Here is a 17,592-nt window from a genome sequence, read left to right as displayed (position 1 = left end):
CAACGATCAGAAGCGATATCAAACCACGCCCCCCCCAGGAGTGCGCTTCATCCGCCGCAGCTCGGTCTTTAGCCGCGTTTTGAATCCCTCGCGAAGTTACCCCAGAGCGATCTCCATATGCTCCAGACCGCTTTTTACGCCGCTTCAGTCATTATCTATCCTGCCATCCTTGAGCACGGTGCTTTCACGCTACGCAGACTTTATTTACGATGAATAGCCTCAGGTATCAGCTCGTATGCCACCTCAGAGCCGCAAACGCCACGCTCTTTTTAAGCGTCAATCTGAAACATACCCTCAAACCATGGGATGGATACATGATCGCAGGGACAAGAGGTAGCAGACTGGCAATTTTGCAGACCGAGCAAGTATGTGAGCGTTTACGAGCACTTGGATTTGGCGACCTGCTTACGATGAGAACAGTGAGTAGTTTAGGTGATATGATGACAGACAAGCCCCTACATGATATGCCCACGGAAGGCGTCTTTGTAAAGAAGCTGGATAAACTGCTGTTAGCCGGTGAAATAGACTTCGCGGTACATAGTATGAAGGATATACCCCTGGAACGAGATGAACTGCTCGAGCTCTCGGCGGTTTTACCGCGAGATTCTCCGTTTGATATTCTGGTCTCCCGGTATCGCTTGGACGAGCTGCCTAACGGTGCTGTGATCGGTACGTCAAGTGTGCGGCGGCGGTATCAATTTTTGAATTACACACGGGAGCGCGGCATAGAAGTAGAGATAAAGGATATCAGGGGTAATGTGGATACGCGGCTCCAGAAGTTCAGGCGCGGCCATTATGACGGGGTTATTCTTGCGGAAGCGGGAGTTGAGCGGTTGGGTATGGAGATCGAGTATGAACGACTGGATCGTTACCCGTTCGTGCCCTCACCGGGGCAGGGAATAATCGCCGTGGTAGCCCGGAAGGGGTCAGTGGAGAGTGCAATTTTACGGGAGATGGACGATGCGGATACTAGAAGGGAGTCTGAACTCGAGCGGGAAGTATTACAAGCAACTGGTGGCGGTTGTTCGCGTCCGGTCGGGGTCCACGCATCTTGCAGGGGTAGTGAAGTGGAATTAAGCGTTTATATCGGCTCTTCTGCTGATCGCTACATCTTGCAGACGGCTGTTCTTGGTAAGGATCGCTGCTTCGAAGAGATACCGGAGTTTGTTTCGGGTTTTTTGGGGAAAAAGATGAGGGAGTAAACATCCCTCAGCAAACGATAATCTCCTTTTTAGAGGGCTATTTTCGTCATTCTTGTCATACAACCCAACCTGGCGTCATAAAGCGCTAAGCTTCAAGACCGTGTCACCGAATTCCGAAGCTATAATGCCCGTTGCACCCATGGTCTTTGGATGAAGATCCACCTCCAGCACAGCATGGTCATGCCCAAGCCATTTGAGCGGCTCGATCGTTCGTGGGCCATTAGTTACCGAGAATATCTCCATGGTGATATTATACGTATCTAGCGGCAGTGCATGCGGGATACCGAGTAAAACGGCGAAATCGTACGAAGAATAATGGTCCCTGATTAGAGCGGCGGCTCGCTCGCCAGCGACAGGGTATTCATCCAGGCCGCCGGTTAAATGGTCTATTGCACACCCGTCAGCCGCTAATTCGTCCAGAATTTTGCCCGCATAACCTTTCACTTTCCTCAACCCCACCGCTCTGTCGAGATTGGCAATATTAATGATGTGCGCGGGCCTTGCGACGGTATTAACCGCTCTTAAAATATCAGCGAACATAAAAGCAGTCTCCTTTTTCGCATTTAAAACGCATATCCCCTTTTTTCCGGTTCGTATGAGCTCAAGCAGCCTGGTGGCAACGTCTATCTTAGAATCACCTTTAGAGGGCGGGATATAACTTTTGCATGCAGCTCCGACGTCCTTCTCCAGCCTCGTTGCCGCTTCAAGCATCCTCTTCTGGCGCTCGAACTCATCACCACTGATTAAACCTGATTTATAAGCCGACTCGAGGGTTAAGATAACGCCAACGGTGTTGTCCCGGTATCCGGCATGTACGTTTACCACGATCACCTTACACTTCGCGCGTATTCCACTCTCCTCTACCGCCTGCTGCAAATCCTCACCGATGATCATACTTGAGCAGGTGCCTACCACGCCGATCAAGCCCGGCTGAAACAGCTCCACGGCTTTTCTGAGCACCGTGACGAGCGAGTCATGCCCGCCGAACACAAAATTGCTCTCGTTCATCGCCGAGGTCAATACATGCATACCATCCTCTTCAAGCAGTCTGCTGTGTTTGAAGCTGCATCCTGCGGGTCCGTGTAAAATCGCAACGTCCACGTCTAAATCACGAAGCGTGTAAAGAGCAGCTACAATCGCGCTCGGCCGTGGATGCAATATCATCTCCCGTTCTTCGTCCATGCTCATATCAATCACCCGCCACCTGACCAGAGTTACCTCCACGTCTTCACGTTGGATAGAATCACAAACCCCTCTTCTGATTCACGGACTGCTTTTTCCAGAGCGGTATCCAAATGAGGCGAAAAGGAGATGTTCTCTCCGCTGATCTTTCCTCTAAACTGCTCTCCTACCAGTATTATCGACACGAAATCTGCTGATCGCTTTTCAACCACTTTCTTCAGTTCTTCCACCGGCACACCTTCGCACACATAGGATGAGTCTTCCCCAGCAATCAGGATCATCTTCTCTGATAGTCTACTTGCGCTCTCCGTTATCTCACCGAGGAACTTCAATTTCGTGCCCGAATTGGAATTATCGATCAAAAAGCGCCCTTTTAGCATCTCCAGTTTCATTCTGCCCGCGACCGGGGACACCTCCGTAGTGATGTCATCAGGAGCGATTCCAAGACTCAAAACAGCGCAAAACGCGGCTTCCAACGGTACTCTGTAAAAATCCCTGATAATAGACACATAAGACTCACGCGGGTAAAACGGCAGTTCGCCATTGATAACCCCGCGGGTCAGCGTTCTGAGGTTGTTGTAAACGACCTTGTTTTCCGTGCCATCTACCCACAGGTTCGCACCCTCACACCCAAAGACATTCTCGCTGGCCGGTATGCCGCCCGGTGTGACGGTCAGCGGTGCGCCCGGATGAACGATAATGCCCGACCCGTTAAAGTTCTGAATTGACGCTATTTTAACAGCAGCAGCCGCTTTCGTGCCGCCTGCAATCATATAATCTTCCGTTAGGCTTGTTATCACGCCGACCGAGCCTATCCCGGTAAGCCCGAGTGAAATTTCAAACACCGCCGTATCAGCGGTCAAATTCCATTGCCGCATGAGTTCCATCACTTTTAACACATTTGCGGGTGTTCCGCCCAATCGCGGGAATATCTGGGTACCGTCGGGAGATACGAACCTTGTAGAAGAACTGGTATGCAGAAGAACACGTTTGTTTCTTACCAACTGGTAGATCAGCTCACAGGTCGAAGTTTTTCCAATTGTCCCTGTTACTTCTATTACTTCAATACCCTCGAAGAGGTTTTTTATGGTAGCAATCTCGTTCACAGCCTCGTGATGGGTCATAAACGGTATATCATTGGTTAACGCTTGCTTGACGATTTCAAAGTTCGGATTCAGATGAACAGGCGATATAATCACATCGTGATCCATCCTATTGGTATAGGACGATTCCCTGTAAGGATTGAATATCTCTGCTTCTTTTCCCATTTTTTCCAGCTCTTCCGCAATAACTTCAGCCCCATGAATGGGATCTAAAACTAATATCTTGGATGCTTCTTTTAGTTCCATTTCATGTGCTCTTTAATAACTTTTTGTTGTTTATAAAGTTTTAAACAAAATGACAGGCTACCAAATGCCCCTTTCCAAGTTCAACCATCTCCGGCTCTTTTTTCTTACAAATTTCTGCCGCAAAAGGGCATCTCGGATAAAACACGCACCCTGACGGATAATTGCTCCCGTTTTTTATATTACCCGCTGAGATTACATGGTCTTCAGATACCAGAGAAATCAGTTCATTCGTATATGGATGGCTTTCATAACCCAGTATCTCGTTTGTATTGCCTATTTCCACGATTTTACCCGCTAACATCACCGCGATCCTATCACTTATCTTCCTTGCCAGGGGCAAGTTATGGGTGATGAAGAGTATGCTTATGCCCCTCTTCTCCTGAAGATTGAGCAGGAGCTTTACAATTTTTGCTTGGATACTGGCATCCAAGGCTGAAGTTGGTTCATCTGCAATGAGCAGCTTCGGATCTAATATAAGCGCTCTTGCTATTGCAACTCTTTGCGCTTCTCCACCGCTCAGTTGATGTGGATATTTGTTCAAGTACTCTGTGCAAAACAATTCAACCTCCTCCAAAATGTCGCGCACTCTGCTTTCCCTTTGATCCTCATCTCCCAGCTTCTGTATTTCCAAAGGCTCTTTTACAGCTTCAAGAACTGAGAGGCGGTGGCTTAAGGACTCCCTTGGGTTTTGAAAGACCATTTGAACTCGCATATAGAAGGACAGGTCTCTATTGCGAATTCTCGAACCCTCGAGCAATATCTCTCCTTCCGTTGCTTCAAAAATCCCCATGATTGTTTTGGCTAGCGTTGTCTTTCCAGAGCCCGTTTCTCCTACTAGTCCTAAGGTCTCCCCTTCATAGAGGGTTAGATCAACAGAATCAACCGCCTTCAATGAGCTAAAAAACTTGCTTAGCTTTTTCACCTCCAAGAGCGGTATGATCCCACCTCTATGGCAGGCTATGAGGCGATCCCCCCTCTCTTCCAACCGAGGCACCTCGTCTCGACAGATTTCAATTGATTGAGTGCAGCGAGGATAAAATGGGCATCCCCGCTCAGAGAAGCTCATTCTGCCCTTTATCCCCTGCAAATCCTTCGTTCTGGTCATGCTCGGATAGCAACGAAGAAGTCCTCGTGTATATGGGTGTCTCGGATTGGAGAGGATATTGGTTGTCGAACCTAATTCCAAAATTCTACCGGCATAGAGTACCGCGATTCTATCTGAGAGCTTTGGGGGTGTGGAGAGGTCATGAGTTAATAGAAGTATTGTCCGCCCCTTACATGCATCGCGAATCAAATTGATTATCTCTGCTTTGGTGATGGCGTCCAATGCTGCGGTGGGTTCGTCCAGAATAATCAGATCGGGGTTGTTTGCTATTGCCATTGCTATCAAGACGCGTTGCCGCTCCCCGCCACTCAATTGGTGTGGGTAAGCGGAAGAACGCTCCTGTGGAAGACCGACTGCCTTTAAGAGCTGTAGAGCATGCCTCCTAGCCTCTTCCTTCTTCTTCAGTTTATGCTCTATTATTGGCTCTGAAACTTGGTCCAATGCTGTGTATAGAGGGTTTAACGCGCCTTCTACATCCTGAAAGACCAGGGAGACCTTGTTCCATCTTATCTTTCTCAGCTCCTGTTCTGGGAGTGAAGCCAAATCCTTACCATCCAATAAGATCTTACCGGTAACAGCGCCTTTAACGAGTCCCATGATGCTAAGCCCAAGAGTGGTTTTACCACCGCCCGATTCGCCTACAATTGATAGAGATTCGCCTCGTTTCACCGTGAGATTTATCCCACAGAGAACCTTTTTTTGATTATAGCCGACTTCCAGATTTTCTAGTTCAAGCATTACTTCCCTCCTTTAGGCGGGGATCCATGGCTGTTTCAAGGGCGTATCCAATGAAAACGAAAGCCATTATCGTAACCGAAAGAGCAAGTCCAGTCGGAAGGAGCCACCACATCCAAACGTCAAGGTAGTAGAATCTGAGTGCGTGATGCATCATGAGCCCCCAACTCACCGTTGAGATGTCTGCTATGCCGAGGAACGCCAAACCCGCTTCCATGAATATCCCCCTCGTTGCGCTGTGGATAAATACGGCGAACAGAATTGGACTGAGGTCAGGTATTATATGGCGTGTTGAGATGTACCACCTATTTGCTCCAAACGTTCTCGCTGCGTAAACATGCATTCGTTCCTTAACTGACAGTGTTTGAGCTCTTACCAGTCTCGCCCCGCCCTGCCAGGTTAGGACAGAAATGAGAAGAATAAGTATCCAGACATTCGGCAGGACATAGGCTGCGACTAAAATGATAACAATAACCGCGGGAATCGCAATGAGGGCATCTACCGCTCTCATCATTATTCTTTCGTATAAGCCACCGACGAGCGCAGTCGATGCTCCGATGACGGTACCGATAAGGGTTGTTAGCACGCCCACACCTAGAGCCACTAAGAGCGTGTTTTTCGCCCCGTAAAGTAGACGACTCCAAATATCCTGTCCCACATCGTTTGTTCCCAACCAATGCTCGTTGGACGGGGGTTTAAGGGCTGCGTGGCTTGGCTCACCCGGGTCATATCGAGCAAGAAGAGGCGACAATACCGCAATAATGACGATTAAGATAAGCAGAGCTAACCCGATCATTCCAAAGGTGCTCTTTTTCAGCTCTTTCCAGTAGTTAATGTGCATGTTCTACGCTATCTCCTATCCCTATTCGCGGATCGATCTTTGTATAGAGCGAATCAACGAAGAAGTTGGCAGCTATAACAAAAACCGTTACAATGAAGAACGCGCCTTGCAGAATCGGATAATCCCGCATAAGCAGCGAGTTGTATATCAACAGTCCCACACCAGGATAGGAGAAGATCGTTTCGATGAAAAGCGCACCCGTAACAATCACTTCCACTCTTACGCCCGTCGTGGTGACAATCGGAAGCATTGCATTTCTACCCGCGTGTCTATACCGCACTGACGCCTCTGATAGACCTTTTGCTTTTGCGGTCAGGATAAAAGGCTCTTTTAGCGTTGTAATCATCGTATTCCGCATTAGGAGATAAGAGCTAGGGATCTGGGCTAAGGTCAATGCCGTAAGAGGTAAGACAAGGTGCGTGGCTCTATTAAGCAGGAGCGTGAGACCTGATAGATCGGAATAAGGGGTTTGGGCGCCCTGAAGCGGTAGAATGCCAAGATAAACGCCAAACAAGAGCAGCAGAATAATGCCAATGAAGAAATTCGGAAAACCATTCATAATCATGGTTGCGGTGAGCAAGAATTTATCACTGTTTCTGCCTCGTCGCCAGCCGGATTCTATCCCCATAATTATGCTCAGTAACGTGGAAAGAACGAGCGATGAGCCAAGAAGCAGTAAGGTCCAGGGGAGAGCTTCAAGGATCACGTCCAATACCGGTGCGTTATAGTAGTAGGAATATCCAAAATCGCCACGTAGAATGCTTGTGAGATAAACGAAGAACTGTCTCCAGAGTGGTTCATCCAAAGCAAAACGGTGCATGAGTTCGGTTCTCAGTTCCCGGCGTCATCTCCACAAAAACTTCTTCGCCGCAGATGGCGGTAAGCGGGTCACTTGGCATCATCCTCGGGAGTAAAAAATTGAGAGCCAGTATTGTGAGGAAGGCTATAACATAGTTACCAATTTTTGGTGCTCCTATTTTTACGGGCAACGCTATCACCGTCTTCTTTTCAGAAACGCCACTGTAATGAGTACAAGTAGCGAAAGCGCGAGTTCAAATCCCGGTACTGGTGCTTTCGTGGCTGTGGATGCCGGAGTATTCGCCGTTGCTTTGTAGTCCATAAGAGCCAGCTTGTTCAGAGGGATGGGTATTCCCCTTGCAATACCGCCCCTGGTGTAATAAATGTCAACGCTGCCGTCATGTCCCCAGTACCACGTCGGATAGTAAAGCGTCAAAGCAGGGAGTTCCTCTGCGTAAATCGCCTGAATTTCACGCACTATCTCCTTCCTCTTTTCCTCGTCCATCTCATGCAAATGTGCTTCGAGCAACTGGTTCAAGGTCTCATTTTTCGTGTAATTCGCACTGTAGCCAAACGTGCCAAGAATGACTTTGTTCAGGATTGACGGATCGCCGCCGATCCCGCCATGTCCGTTTATAGCCACATCGAATTGCCGGTTTATGACCCTGCTATCAAGTGTTTTCGATTCAAGGCTCCTGATATTGACTTTTATGCCTACTTCCTCCAACTGCTGCGCCATTATCTCGGCAACACGTTCAAAACCCATTTGCGGGGTCGTTATGAGTTCGAGTTCAAGCATTTCTTCATCTTTCCAGTAGTAGCCGTCGTCTTTCAATTGGTACCCCATGCTTTCCAAAAGGTCTTTTGCACGCTCTGGATTGTAGTCATACGTTACGATGTCCGGGTTGTAGTACGGACTGGTAGGAGAGAGTAAGCCGGGGCTTCCTCGAATAGCTTGACCTCGTTGTGCGATTTCCACCAGTTCACTCCTGTTTATTGCATAGGCGAGGGCGTGTCTGAACTCTTTAGAAGACATTGGCTCCTTTTCGTGGTTTATCATGAGCTTGACATTCCAATCCCCTGATTGGCTTATTAACGTGAAGTCCTTCCCTTTAACCTTTTCCACGGTTTCCGGTGGTATTGCAGTAGCGTTGACTACTCCTCTTATTAATGCAGTAGAAGCCATCTCCTCACTGATTTTGACAAACATCAATCGCTCTATTTCAGGTTTTCCCAGATAGTAATCTTCGTAAGCTTCAAAGAGGTAGGAACCATGAGTTTTGCTGTAATCAACAAGCTTGAAGGGCCCTGTCCCTATCAGCGCTTCCGGTTCCATGAATTTGCTAGGATTCTTGACGTCCTGCCATATATGTTGTGGAAGAATGGCTAATTGGCCTGCGTCATCGTTCAGAAAGGAAGCGATTTGCTCCGTCAAGTAAATTTTTACCGTATATTCGTCAAGTACCTCTACCTGCTTTACATAGGGAATGTCCACCCACCAACTGGGGTGTTCCTTAACATAATTAAAGGTGAAAGCGACATCCTCTGCCGAAAACTTCTCCCCATCGTGCCAGGTAACGCCTTTACGTAAATGGAAAACATACGCATTCTCGGCTGCGATGTAGTTCCAATCTTCAGCTAAAGCAGGCACAAAGCCTTCTGCATTCTTCCATAATAAGGTGTCGAAGATGAAACTCATTCTTACGTACCCCGGACCCCGTGGATAGTGTCCATAAGGAGAGGGATAGCCGTAATCACCCGTGGGATCCGCAATTGTGTAGCTCACTTCACCAGCCTTTGCATCTTCAGGACCTGCGCTGGCGACGGACAAGCCCGGTACTGAAGAGATCAGGAGAATTGAAACTGATACTAGCGTTAAAAATGGAATGGCTTTATTCTTCATCGTTGCCGACCCCCCTTGTCCATGAAGGAAATGCCAGACCCGTCCATCTGATAGAATTCACGGTTGGAGCACGGGATACAAAAATATTTCCCATTCTCGATTACAGCACGCGTTTTCATCAAGCTCTCGCCACAAATCGAACACGTCACCGAATCAAATATTGGGGCGTACTCAGGCACTCTAATGTTCAGGCGCTTTATGAGAAAAATTTCATCCGCGGGTTTTTCCAATTCCGCGATTGAGATTTCTGCAAATAGCTGCATCAACCTTTTATGCTCCTCGGGTGTTGCCTTTTCGCGCTTAGCCACGATCTTATCGAACAGCTCATGTGCTTCTGGATACTCTTGTGCACGACGAGCGTCAACATCAGGGCTTAAAACGATTCTTATCGCAGTCCCGTCCCGTTTCGCTACGGTTACGGCGGTTTTCCCATAATCTCTGAATATAAGCCCGTTATTTCCGAAAGTGCAGCCGGTTACGAGTTGAATGCCATCACTGAAGCAATTATTGGTTTCGACAATTGCCACAAGTTCTTCCATGCCTCTATTTCTGAACCCCAACTCGCACATGGCAATATAGCCCGCCTTGACTCCGTATGCTGAATAGCTACACAAATGGCCATGCAATTCACCGCTTTTCTCAAGCAAGCCCTTTAGATCCCCGTTTTCTATTAAATCCTCTATCTCTTCTCTAAATAGTATCTTTTCACCTTGCTCTTTCATTTTTCACCTCTCTTTTTTCCTTCAAGACTTCTAACCTTGCAAGGGTTCTCATACTTTTCTCCATCATTTCCATACCATAGATGCTATTTAATATTTTTTATATAACGATATATATATATGTTTTTCTATTTTTCTTACTAAAGCAGCTTTTGATTCATTCAACTCTTATTCCAAAGAGGCGGTGGTTACACGGTTAGCTCTTATCAAATTCCTCCTGCAACCTTTTCACGGCTTCGTCAACGGTTAACGGCATCGTATTTATGCCGAGCCTTAGCCCGAGTTCCACAAGCGGGGGAACCTCAAGCCCGTTATTTTTTAGCAATTCTGCATTGGTCAGGGTATCTCTGGTGGAACCCATTGCCATTACGCGCTTGTTCAGGAGGTAAACGCGGTCCGCTATTAATGGAACTGTCGTAAGATCGTGTGCGGTCACTACGATGGTAACTCCGCCCTCATTCAAGCGGTTCAGATATCGTATCATGGATTGCTTACTGCCGATGTCCACAGCGGAGAACGGCTCGTCCAAGAGAAGAACTTCAGGCTTTAGTGCTAAAACACTTCCGAGCGCAGCTTTCTGTTTCTCACCCTTGCTCAGTCTGAATGGCGGCTTATTTAGATAAGGCTTCAAGTCCAGGAGTTGCGAGATCTCCTCAAGTATCTTATTAAACTCTTCTTTTGGTATCTGGAGTTGCGCCGGCCCAAACTCCAGATCTTCTCTCACCGTTGGATTGAATAAAACGTCGTCAGGATTTTGGAGCATTACACCCACACGCCTTCTCAATTCGTACTGGTCTATTGATTCCTTTCCAAAGAACTTCACATATCCTTCGGTAGGCTCTATCAAACCCGCGAGGACTTCTAAAAGGGTGCTCTTCCCCGAGCCATTTGGACCGATAATCGCTACTTTCTCGCCACTCCACAACTCAAAATCCACTTTCTCTATGCCAATAGTCCCATCCGGGTACCGATACTTCAGGTTCCTTGCTTCTATAACCTTGTCACGAGCCATATTCCCACCATTATCCCCACCAAAGCCATAAAAACTATACTTTTTTTTCCGATTTTATCATTTCGCGGATATGTTTTGAAACTCCCGTCATATCCCCTCGCCCTCATCGCCTTATAAACGTTCTCACCACGAGAAAACGTCCGAGATAAGAAGTTGCCAACCACGTTACCACCGTCCCTCCAATTCTTGAGCAGCCTTTGATCAGAAACTACCCTACATTCCCTTCCCAGAAGCATTCTCTCTAATTCAGATAGAAAAGTGAAGAGATAGCGATATACCAGTCCAAACATATCCACCAACGGATCAGGAATTTTCAGCGATTTTAATGTATGGAGCAAATCTGATACCCTGGTGGTGAATAACAGAAGAGATACACAGGATACGCATGCCGTCACCCGGAGCGTGAATGTTATCACATACATGATGCCTGGCATCGTGACGTTAAGTCCAAGCAATGTGAAGATCGGCTGATCGGGTATCAAAAAAATCCAGGGAAGAACGATGATGAACGCAAAGAGTGGAATAAACCCAAACCGCGGAAGATACATCTTCAACGATATATTTGAGCGTAAAACCATTGCAAGCGAGAATAAAAAAAGAAGAAGGAGGAAAAAGATGTCTTGTGTCGAAACTGCCAGCACGATCAGCAGAAGTATCGCCATTAATTTCACTTTTTGATCCACACCTTGGAGGAATCCCTCTCTGTATGCATATTCCTCCGCAACCAGGAAATCCCTGAGCAATTTCGAGATTACTTTAATCGTGCCAGCGAGTTCGACCATTTTCCCTCCTTTCGAGCACTTTGCCCAGCACCAAACCCAGACCCAGAACAATGAGACAACCCACTATGCCCGCTACTATCGCTGAGGCATAAGGGTTACCCCCCGGGATTGTGTAATCCGGGATTAGCCCCGATATTATTGCGGATTCGTGTTCCATCGCCCCCAAGTGTTCTGCAGCACTTTCAAGCGGTTCTGCGTATCCTACAACCTCCGCTGCCCATGCAAAAAATGGCGATAACAAGATCATCACTGCGATAACGATGAGCACCTTCCTCCATTTGCGCAGCCCTTCTTTTACTTCCATGCCTATCCCCTCACCTCCTTTGGTAAGGGGACAAAGTCTGGTTGTTTAACGAGGACATATCTGACCGCCAGCATGGTGATGATTCCTTCGATGATTCCCAGAGCGCCATGCCAGATGCCCATCACTGGTACAGTGGTCATTAGTCCATATGCGAAGATCGAAGATACTCCTATCTCAACGCCAGCAGCAAGTGCACCAAGCCAAATCCCGATCCAACCAGCCAAAAATAGTGATACATCCTGGTTGTATCGCCGTAGCGCTTTAAAGATCCCGTAGCCGACGAATACATCCACTATCGCCATGTTGAAAATGTTCGCTCCAAGTGCAGTAATCCCGCCATCTCCAAACACCAGGCATTGAATAGTCAGGACCGAAACCATTGATAAGCACCCCGCATAGGGTCCAAGGAGTATCCCCGCAATCGCTCCTCCAACGAAATGCGCACTTGTCCCTCCAGGAATTGGCCAGTTGAGCATCTGTGCTGCGAAAATTCCCGCCCCTACTATACCGATCAACGGGACTTGTGGGGCCTCCAACTTATCTTTCAGTTTCTTGACTGAATATCCAATCACCGTCGCTGAGATGATATACATCACAGCGCATATCCAAAGATCCAAAAATCCGTCAGGTATATGCATCTATTTACCTCCTTTATACATTTTTTTATATCTTATGACTAAAGTGTCACATTATTTTTAAAATGTCGAGGGTACATATAAAATTTTCTATTTTTTTCTTACAACGCCGATTTTAGGGAGTGGGTGTCGAGCGAGCGCTTCCGTCCGCCGCGTCTGATGTCCCGGTCTCCTCGCAGAGCACGCTCAGGTAATCCTCAAAGGGCTTGGTAGAGGGTTTGCACCTGTCCACGAAGTCGAGGTGCTCCACGCCGCGTAGTCGGAGCCGGACGGCACCTGATCTTTCGTTCAGCGCAGTGAAGAGGAGGAAGCACGGCTTCGGGCCGAGATCGAGGTCGCGGAACCACCGGATGCTCATCTTCTTTTTCACCTCCTTTTGTTTTTCGTATCGCATCTATCCGACACTTTTTATATTTTCGCTCTAAAAGTGTCACGTAATTTTCAGAATGTCGAGGATACATATAAGCTTTTCTATTTTTTTCTTACTACGCCGATTTTAGGGAATGGGTGTCGAGCGAGCGCTTCCGTCCGCCGCGTCTCGCCGACCCAGACGTCGCGTCTGATGTCCAGGTCTCCTCGCAGAGCACGCTCAGGTGGTCCTCAAAGGGCTTGGTAGAGGGTCTGCACCTGTCCCACGAAGTCGAGGTGCTCGACGCCGCGTAGTCGGAGCCGGACGGCACCGGATCTTCCGTTCAGCGCAGTGAAGAGGAGGAAGCACGGCTTCGGGCTGAGATCGAGGTCGCTGATCCACCGGATGGAGTATCCGCACGGGAAGCGCAGCGCTTACTTATCACAGACGGGGCAATCGGCAGTCGTACGTGTATGATCCAAACTTGGCACCCGATGCTTGTCTTCGCGGAGGTGGCAGAGCGTGAAACCGCGAAAATTAAAGAGGTTTCTGAATAAGGGAGAGAGCTTCAGTCGAGGTATCTTCCCTCAAAAATAACTTCTCCCGCTGTAGTTTTATCTCCTCTGTTCGTTACTACAGTTGGAGAAGAGCAAAAAATAGAATAAAAGGAAACGGGGTGTCTTATCAACTTCGTAGCTGAATGATTTGGTCTTTAACGGTTAATCGTCACCCCTTCACTCGCCCATAGCTGCTTTCAGACGATCCAGCAAGATATCCACGATCCGCTCATCCGCACCTATTGGCTTTGCGTAAACGAGCTTAACATCTCTGCCCAAATTCGCCCATGGACCTTCAAAGGCTATTTTCAACTTTTCCGGAATGTCCTCCGTTGTATGGACCCCGTCGGCTAAAAAAACGGGTTGGGCCACTATTTTCTTAGTTCCTTCTTCCGCGAGGTCTCTCAGCACGTCTTCAATGTTCGGGGAGTTCAACTGCATGAAGGCCACCCTGACCGTTTTATATATCTCTCGCATCTCTATCCGCTTCCCTAGCTCTTCAAGGACTTCTTTATTGTACGGCAGCGTGCTACCGTGCCCTATCAAAACGACCGCGGAATCCGCGCCTCTTTCACCTTTTTCATCCACTTCTTCTGCCACTTTTCATCGCCTCCGCTTTTTCCGTGTTACGCTTTACGACTTAATCTTTTATAAATACGACCTAAATTTTTTTGTCCTATGGCCTTTTGTCTCTTTCTGATCTATTAACTGTTTTTTACGCCTCTTCAGCGTTTTTCCCGGTTGACGCCTAAGGCGCGAGTTCGGGAAGGTGAAGAACGAAGCGGTCTATGCGATTGAAGCGGTGGCGAACTCGTTTTGGTACATCCGAGAGATACTTTTTCAGGCAAGCGGCACGAAGACGGGATACCTACGATTTCACGGGAATGAACGCAAAGCTATGAAGGTGCGGCAAAAACACTTTGCTCTTTTCCTTACTCTGGAATCCGCATATTAAGAACGCGCTTTGGGTGCAGACGATGATCATCAAGACGCGTGGCCGTGGAGAACTCTTATATCTGAAACTGAAGGCAAAGGAAAATTATTTAAACGGGTAAAACAGACCAGCTGTAGTTGAGATGTTGCGGTTCTGTTACTTGAGGATAGTACTCCTTTCGTAATACCAGCACTATAGAGAAGAGCGAATGCAACTGGATGAGCTGCTCGATAGCGTGATCTCGAAGGAAGTGTATAAAGCGGTCAAGATCGGGTATAGGCTCCGCTATGAGCCCTCTCAATTGCCTCCTGAGCTCATCGAGCAGATCGAAACCGATAAGGAGTTCTTGAAGCGCTACAAGCAGAAATTGAGTGAGCTGCTCCAGGAATTGGGCCATGAGAATCTCGAGGTGGTGAATATCGATCCCGTGCACCATATCCTCGAGGTGCGTTTCATCGCGTATTATGCGGGCTGCCGGCAGTTTCCGGAGATCCACCTGAAAACGCTTCTGCTCTATTACGACCGAGAAGGCGTTGATATTCGCGATCAGGCAGTTTTTGATGAGATCGTGGAGAAGTCGCGCCAGGACTTAGGGGAGAAGAGCCGGAAAGAGAAAGAAGAACGGCTCGATCGTTTTGCAAAGCTCTTCAGAGACGCGATCGCTGCGGAATTCAGCAAGAACTGAGTACGGGCCGTGGTGATGCGCGCGGCTCATCGTACTCTGATGGCAGTACGTGCAAAAAGCTCAAAAGCTCATACATAGCTCATTCGCCCCAGCTCACCCAGCTCACCCCGTCTTCATCCTCCGTCACCCGCAGCACGTGCTCCATATAATCCCGCACGTCCTCGATATGCGTAATCAGGAAGATCTGGCGGAACTTCTTCGAGAGCGCGTTCAGCGCCTGGATGATGTTCCGCTTACGGAATGCGTCCTGCGAGCCAAAGATCTCGTCCAGAATGATGAAATTGGTCTGAATCGCGCTGCGTTCGGTAACGACCGCGGAGATCGCTAACCGGAGACTGAGGTTCGCCAGATCCTCCTCACCGCCTGAGAACCGATTGAGTTCGTATGCCGTGCCTTCGTCGTACAGGTAAATATCGTAGTTCTCATCCAGCTCCATCGTACTGTACTTGCCGTCTGTCAACCGTCGCAGCATATCGGACGCGTAATCAGAGAGCATCGGCCGGATTCGCCCGACCATGAAGAGCTTGAACTCGCTCATGAGCTGCTCCAGCACGCTGAGATAACTCACCTCGGTCGCTTCCTGCTCCTGCTCGGCCATGAGCCGCTGCTGCTCCGCGATCTCTTCCGAGACACGGTTCGCTTCGCGACGCACGTTCTCAAGCTCATTCCGCTTTGCTAATAACGCGAGCTTTGAGTCGCTCAGTTCGTCCCTTGTACGTTCGTAATCAGCCTTCTTCACCTCATAATCACGCTTGTCGAAGCCCAAATCAGCTATCTGCTGCTGTACTGCTGCCTGAGCTCGCTCAGTCGTTTCTTCCAGCTCCGCGAGTTCGTGAATGGCCTGTTCCACCCCCGCGATCCGTTTTGTCTCAGCTCGCAACCCCAGTAGTTCGCGGTACACCACTTCGAGCTCGGTTAATCTCGTAAGGACATCCGTATACGCAGCGGCATCGAATTGGAGCATTTTTAACGGGCTCAAATCGCTCTGGATCGATGCCAGCTCTGCCTGCCATCTTGTTACTTCGCGCGCTTCATGGGCGATATGCATCTCCAGAGCACGCAGCTCAGTCATGCGGTGCTCTTGCGCGCTCAACTCCTTCGTCTGAGTCTCCTCTGCTCGTTCCGTCACCGCGAGCTCTACTTTCTCGCGCTTGTACGCCGTAAAGAGCGATTTCAAGGCGTTACGCTTGATTTCCAGCTCGCCTTCGAGTTTGGTGAGTAAAGCTTCATAGTGCGTGCCCAGAGTACGCTCGCAGAGCGGGCAGTCGCTCTCCGGACCTAAATCAGCAATCCGCTGCTGCTTCTTCGTCTGCTCTTCGATCTCCTTCTTCACCTGGAGTAGCTGCGATTTAAGCGCGCCAAGCGCCGTGTGAAGCCGCGCTTTCTGCTTCTGGAGCGTCTCCAATTCGGCTTTGACCGATCTCAGCTCATCCTCAACACCGTGAAATGTGGTTACCTGCTCCTGCAGTCCTTTGAGCTTCTCAGTGCGGTTCTGAAGCTCGTGCGCCGTCTTCCGATCTCGCGCTTCTAATTCCTGCTTCCGCTGATACTGCTCACGCTGCGTCTCCAGCTGCGCCTTCTGATCGCGGATCTGGAAATAATGCGCTTCTTTACCGGCTATCGTCTCCAGCCGGTTCTGCTTCAGGTTCAACTCGGCGAGCTCACGCGCCTTCTCCGCACGCTGTTTCCTAATAGTCCTCAGTTCCATCTCACACGCACGTAACTTCGTGCTCAGCTCGATATACTCCTCGTAGGTCTTCGTTGCGATCTCTAAGATCTTCTTCGCGTCCGCTACTTCCGCTTCTTTCCTGCGCGTCGCCGCTTCAAGTTCGGCGATAATCGGCATGAGCCGCTCATGCTCCTGCACCAGATCCTCCTGCTTGCCGGTGAGCACGTCGAGCTTCTTCCGACCTTCTTTATCAAGTAATGCCGATCTGATGCCCTCGATCCGCTTCTCCTTGCCGCGTTTCTCCTCCCGTATCTTCTGGATGCCCTGCTCGATCCGTTCAATGCCGAGCATACGCAGCACGAGCTTCTTCCGCTCCGCCGCTTTCATTACCGAGAGCGCATTCAACTCCTTCTGCCGCGCGAAGACCGAGGTGAAGAAGGCCAGATAATCCATGCCGATCTTATCCCGGAGTACCGCGGTGACCTCATCGGCATTACTCGTAACGAGCTTGCCGTTAATCTTCAGGCTCGCCTTCGGCACCAGCGTCTTGCCCGCCATCTCACGGACAACGGCATACCGATCGCTTTCGAGTTCAAACTCCAAAGTCACACGGCAGGGCTCGTGCGGTGACGCCCCCTCGCGCTTGATCAGCTCTTTCGTCGTTCGCGCCGCATGATGGCCGAATAGCGCCCAACCGATCGCTTCTACCAGCGTGGTCTTCCCCACGCCGTTCAATCCAATAATGCCGATAACGCCATCCGGGAACTCAACCGAAGCATCCTTGTACTTCCGATAGTTCCGCAGTGTGAGCGTCTTTAAGAGCATCCAGCC

15 protein-coding genes and 1 pseudogene are annotated in these 17,592 nt (G+C 49.1%); 2 read left to right on the top strand and 14 right to left on the bottom strand.

Annotation, left to right across the window (positions count from 1 at the left end; translation table 11 throughout):
- The first annotated feature begins 209 nt into the window (after nucleotides 1-209).
- Nucleotides 210-1,202, top strand: coding sequence for a hydroxymethylbilane synthase (hemC, locus tag ENN68_08985; GenBank protein HDS46197.1), 993 nt, complete (start codon nucleotides 210-212; stop codon nucleotides 1,200-1,202).
- A gap of 75 nt (nucleotides 1,203-1,277) precedes the next feature.
- Here hemC and ENN68_08980 read toward each other — a convergent pair whose 3' ends face one another.
- The 13 genes and pseudogenes from ENN68_08980 to cfbA all read right to left on the bottom strand — a co-directional run bounded on the left by ENN68_08980 (nucleotide 1,278) and on the right by cfbA (nucleotide 14,073).
- A complete protein-coding gene (locus ENN68_08980) occupies nucleotides 1,278-2,384 on the bottom strand; it encodes a Ni-sirohydrochlorin a,c-diamide reductive cyclase catalytic subunit (GenBank protein ID HDS46196.1) in 1,107 nt (368 codons plus the stop codon).
- Nucleotides 2,385-2,416: 32 nt separating this feature from the next.
- Complete coding sequence (locus tag ENN68_08975) at nucleotides 2,417-3,733, bottom strand: hypothetical protein (protein ID HDS46195.1); 1,317 nt, start codon at nucleotides 3,731-3,733, stop codon at nucleotides 2,417-2,419.
- A 40-nt stretch (nucleotides 3,734-3,773) separates the two neighbouring features.
- Nucleotides 3,774-5,576: an ABC transporter ATP-binding protein gene (locus ENN68_08970; GenBank protein HDS46194.1), complete on the bottom strand. Its 1,803-nt coding sequence runs from the start codon at nucleotides 5,574-5,576 to the stop codon at nucleotides 3,774-3,776.
- On the bottom strand, nucleotides 5,569-6,414 hold the full coding sequence (locus ENN68_08965; GenBank protein ID HDS46193.1) for an ABC transporter permease: 846 nt from the start codon (nucleotides 6,412-6,414) through the stop codon (nucleotides 5,569-5,571). Before ENN68_08965 ends, ENN68_08970 begins: the two co-directional genes overlap by 8 nt.
- Nucleotides 6,404-7,316 (bottom strand): annotated as a pseudogene (locus tag ENN68_08960) (ABC transporter permease). Before ENN68_08960 ends, ENN68_08965 begins: the two are co-directional and overlap by 11 nt.
- A 92-nt stretch (nucleotides 7,317-7,408) precedes the next feature.
- Nucleotides 7,409-9,115: an ABC transporter substrate-binding protein gene (locus ENN68_08955; GenBank protein HDS46192.1), complete on the bottom strand. Its 1,707-nt coding sequence runs from the start codon at nucleotides 9,113-9,115 to the stop codon at nucleotides 7,409-7,411.
- On the bottom strand, nucleotides 9,112-9,837 hold the full coding sequence (locus ENN68_08950) for a formylmethanofuran dehydrogenase (protein ID HDS46191.1): 726 nt from the start codon (nucleotides 9,835-9,837) through the stop codon (nucleotides 9,112-9,114). Before ENN68_08950 ends, ENN68_08955 begins: the two co-directional genes overlap by 4 nt.
- 193 nt (nucleotides 9,838-10,030) lie before the next feature.
- A complete protein-coding gene (locus ENN68_08945) occupies nucleotides 10,031-10,846 on the bottom strand; it encodes an ABC transporter ATP-binding protein (GenBank protein ID HDS46190.1) in 816 nt (271 codons plus the stop codon).
- Nucleotides 10,825-11,628: a cobalt ECF transporter T component CbiQ gene (gene cbiQ / locus ENN68_08940; GenBank protein HDS46189.1), complete on the bottom strand. Its 804-nt coding sequence runs from the start codon at nucleotides 11,626-11,628 to the stop codon at nucleotides 10,825-10,827. Before cbiQ ends, ENN68_08945 begins: the two co-directional genes overlap by 22 nt.
- Nucleotides 11,603-11,932 carry a metal transporter gene (locus ENN68_08935; protein HDS46188.1) on the bottom strand — a complete coding sequence of 110 codons (330 nt, stop codon included), beginning with the start codon at nucleotides 11,930-11,932 and terminating at the stop codon, nucleotides 11,603-11,605. Before ENN68_08935 ends, cbiQ begins: the two co-directional genes overlap by 26 nt.
- A gap of 2 nt (nucleotides 11,933-11,934) precedes the next feature.
- Nucleotides 11,935-12,570 (bottom strand): metal transporter, encoded by a 636-nt coding sequence (locus ENN68_08930; protein ID HDS46187.1) that lies wholly within the window; start codon nucleotides 12,568-12,570, stop codon nucleotides 11,935-11,937.
- 112 nt (nucleotides 12,571-12,682) lie between these two features.
- Nucleotides 12,683-12,961, bottom strand: coding sequence for a hypothetical protein (locus ENN68_08925; protein ID HDS46186.1), 279 nt, complete (start codon nucleotides 12,959-12,961; stop codon nucleotides 12,683-12,685).
- A gap of 689 nt (nucleotides 12,962-13,650) precedes the next feature.
- Complete coding sequence (gene cfbA, locus ENN68_08920; GenBank protein ID HDS46185.1) at nucleotides 13,651-14,073, bottom strand: sirohydrochlorin nickelochelatase; 423 nt, start codon at nucleotides 14,071-14,073, stop codon at nucleotides 13,651-13,653.
- Nucleotides 14,074-14,615: 542 nt separating this feature from the next.
- Here cfbA and ENN68_08915 point away from each other — a divergent pair.
- Nucleotides 14,616-15,092 carry a hypothetical protein gene (locus tag ENN68_08915; protein ID HDS46184.1) on the top strand — a complete coding sequence of 159 codons (477 nt, stop codon included), beginning with the start codon at nucleotides 14,616-14,618 and terminating at the stop codon, nucleotides 15,090-15,092.
- A gap of 79 nt (nucleotides 15,093-15,171) precedes the next feature.
- On the opposite strand, the gene ENN68_08910 is transcribed toward ENN68_08915, so the two are convergent.
- Complete coding sequence (locus ENN68_08910; GenBank protein ID HDS46183.1) at nucleotides 15,172-17,586, bottom strand: SMC family ATPase; 2,415 nt, start codon at nucleotides 17,584-17,586, stop codon at nucleotides 15,172-15,174.
- Nucleotides 17,587-17,592 lie beyond the last annotated feature (6 nt).

The sequence above is a fragment of the Methanomicrobia archaeon genome, from assembly GCA_011049045.1.
GTDB lineage: Archaea > Halobacteriota > Syntropharchaeia > Alkanophagales > Methanospirareceae > JACGMN01.
This window is presented reverse-complemented; position numbering and strand designations above follow the sequence as displayed.

Excerpts from the sequence above, each read along its gene's own strand:
- hemC (HDS46197.1), top strand. The coding sequence starts at position 210 with ATGAATAGCCTCAGGTATCAGCTCGTATGCCACCTCAGAGCCGCAAAC.
- ENN68_08980 (HDS46196.1), bottom strand. The coding sequence starts at position 2,384 with ATGGACGAAGAACGGGAGATGATATTGCATCCACGGCCGAGCGCGATT.
- ENN68_08975 (HDS46195.1), bottom strand. The coding sequence starts at position 3,733 with ATGGAACTAAAAGAAGCATCCAAGATATTAGTTTTAGATCCCATTCAT.
- ENN68_08970 (HDS46194.1), bottom strand. The coding sequence starts at position 5,576 with ATGCTTGAACTAGAAAATCTGGAAGTCGGCTATAATCAAAAAAAGGTT.
- ENN68_08965 (HDS46193.1), bottom strand. The coding sequence starts at position 6,414 with ATGCACATTAACTACTGGAAAGAGCTGAAAAAGAGCACCTTTGGAATG.
- ENN68_08955 (HDS46192.1), bottom strand. The coding sequence starts at position 9,115 with ATGAAGAATAAAGCCATTCCATTTTTAACGCTAGTATCAGTTTCAATT.
- ENN68_08950 (HDS46191.1), bottom strand. The coding sequence starts at position 9,837 with ATGAAAGAGCAAGGTGAAAAGATACTATTTAGAGAAGAGATAGAGGAT.
- ENN68_08945 (HDS46190.1), bottom strand. The coding sequence starts at position 10,846 with ATGGCTCGTGACAAGGTTATAGAAGCAAGGAACCTGAAGTATCGGTAC.
- cbiQ (HDS46189.1), bottom strand. The coding sequence starts at position 11,628 with ATGGTCGAACTCGCTGGCACGATTAAAGTAATCTCGAAATTGCTCAGG.
- ENN68_08935 (HDS46188.1), bottom strand. The coding sequence starts at position 11,932 with ATGGAAGTAAAAGAAGGGCTGCGCAAATGGAGGAAGGTGCTCATCGTT.
- ENN68_08930 (HDS46187.1), bottom strand. The coding sequence starts at position 12,570 with ATGCATATACCTGACGGATTTTTGGATCTTTGGATATGCGCTGTGATG.
- ENN68_08925 (HDS46186.1), bottom strand. The coding sequence starts at position 12,961 with ATGCGATACGAAAAACAAAAGGAGGTGAAAAAGAAGATGAGCATCCGG.
- ENN68_08915 (HDS46184.1), top strand. The coding sequence starts at position 14,616 with ATGCAACTGGATGAGCTGCTCGATAGCGTGATCTCGAAGGAAGTGTAT.
- ENN68_08910 (HDS46183.1), bottom strand. The coding sequence starts at position 17,586 with ATGCTCTTAAAGACGCTCACACTGCGGAACTATCGGAAGTACAAGGAT.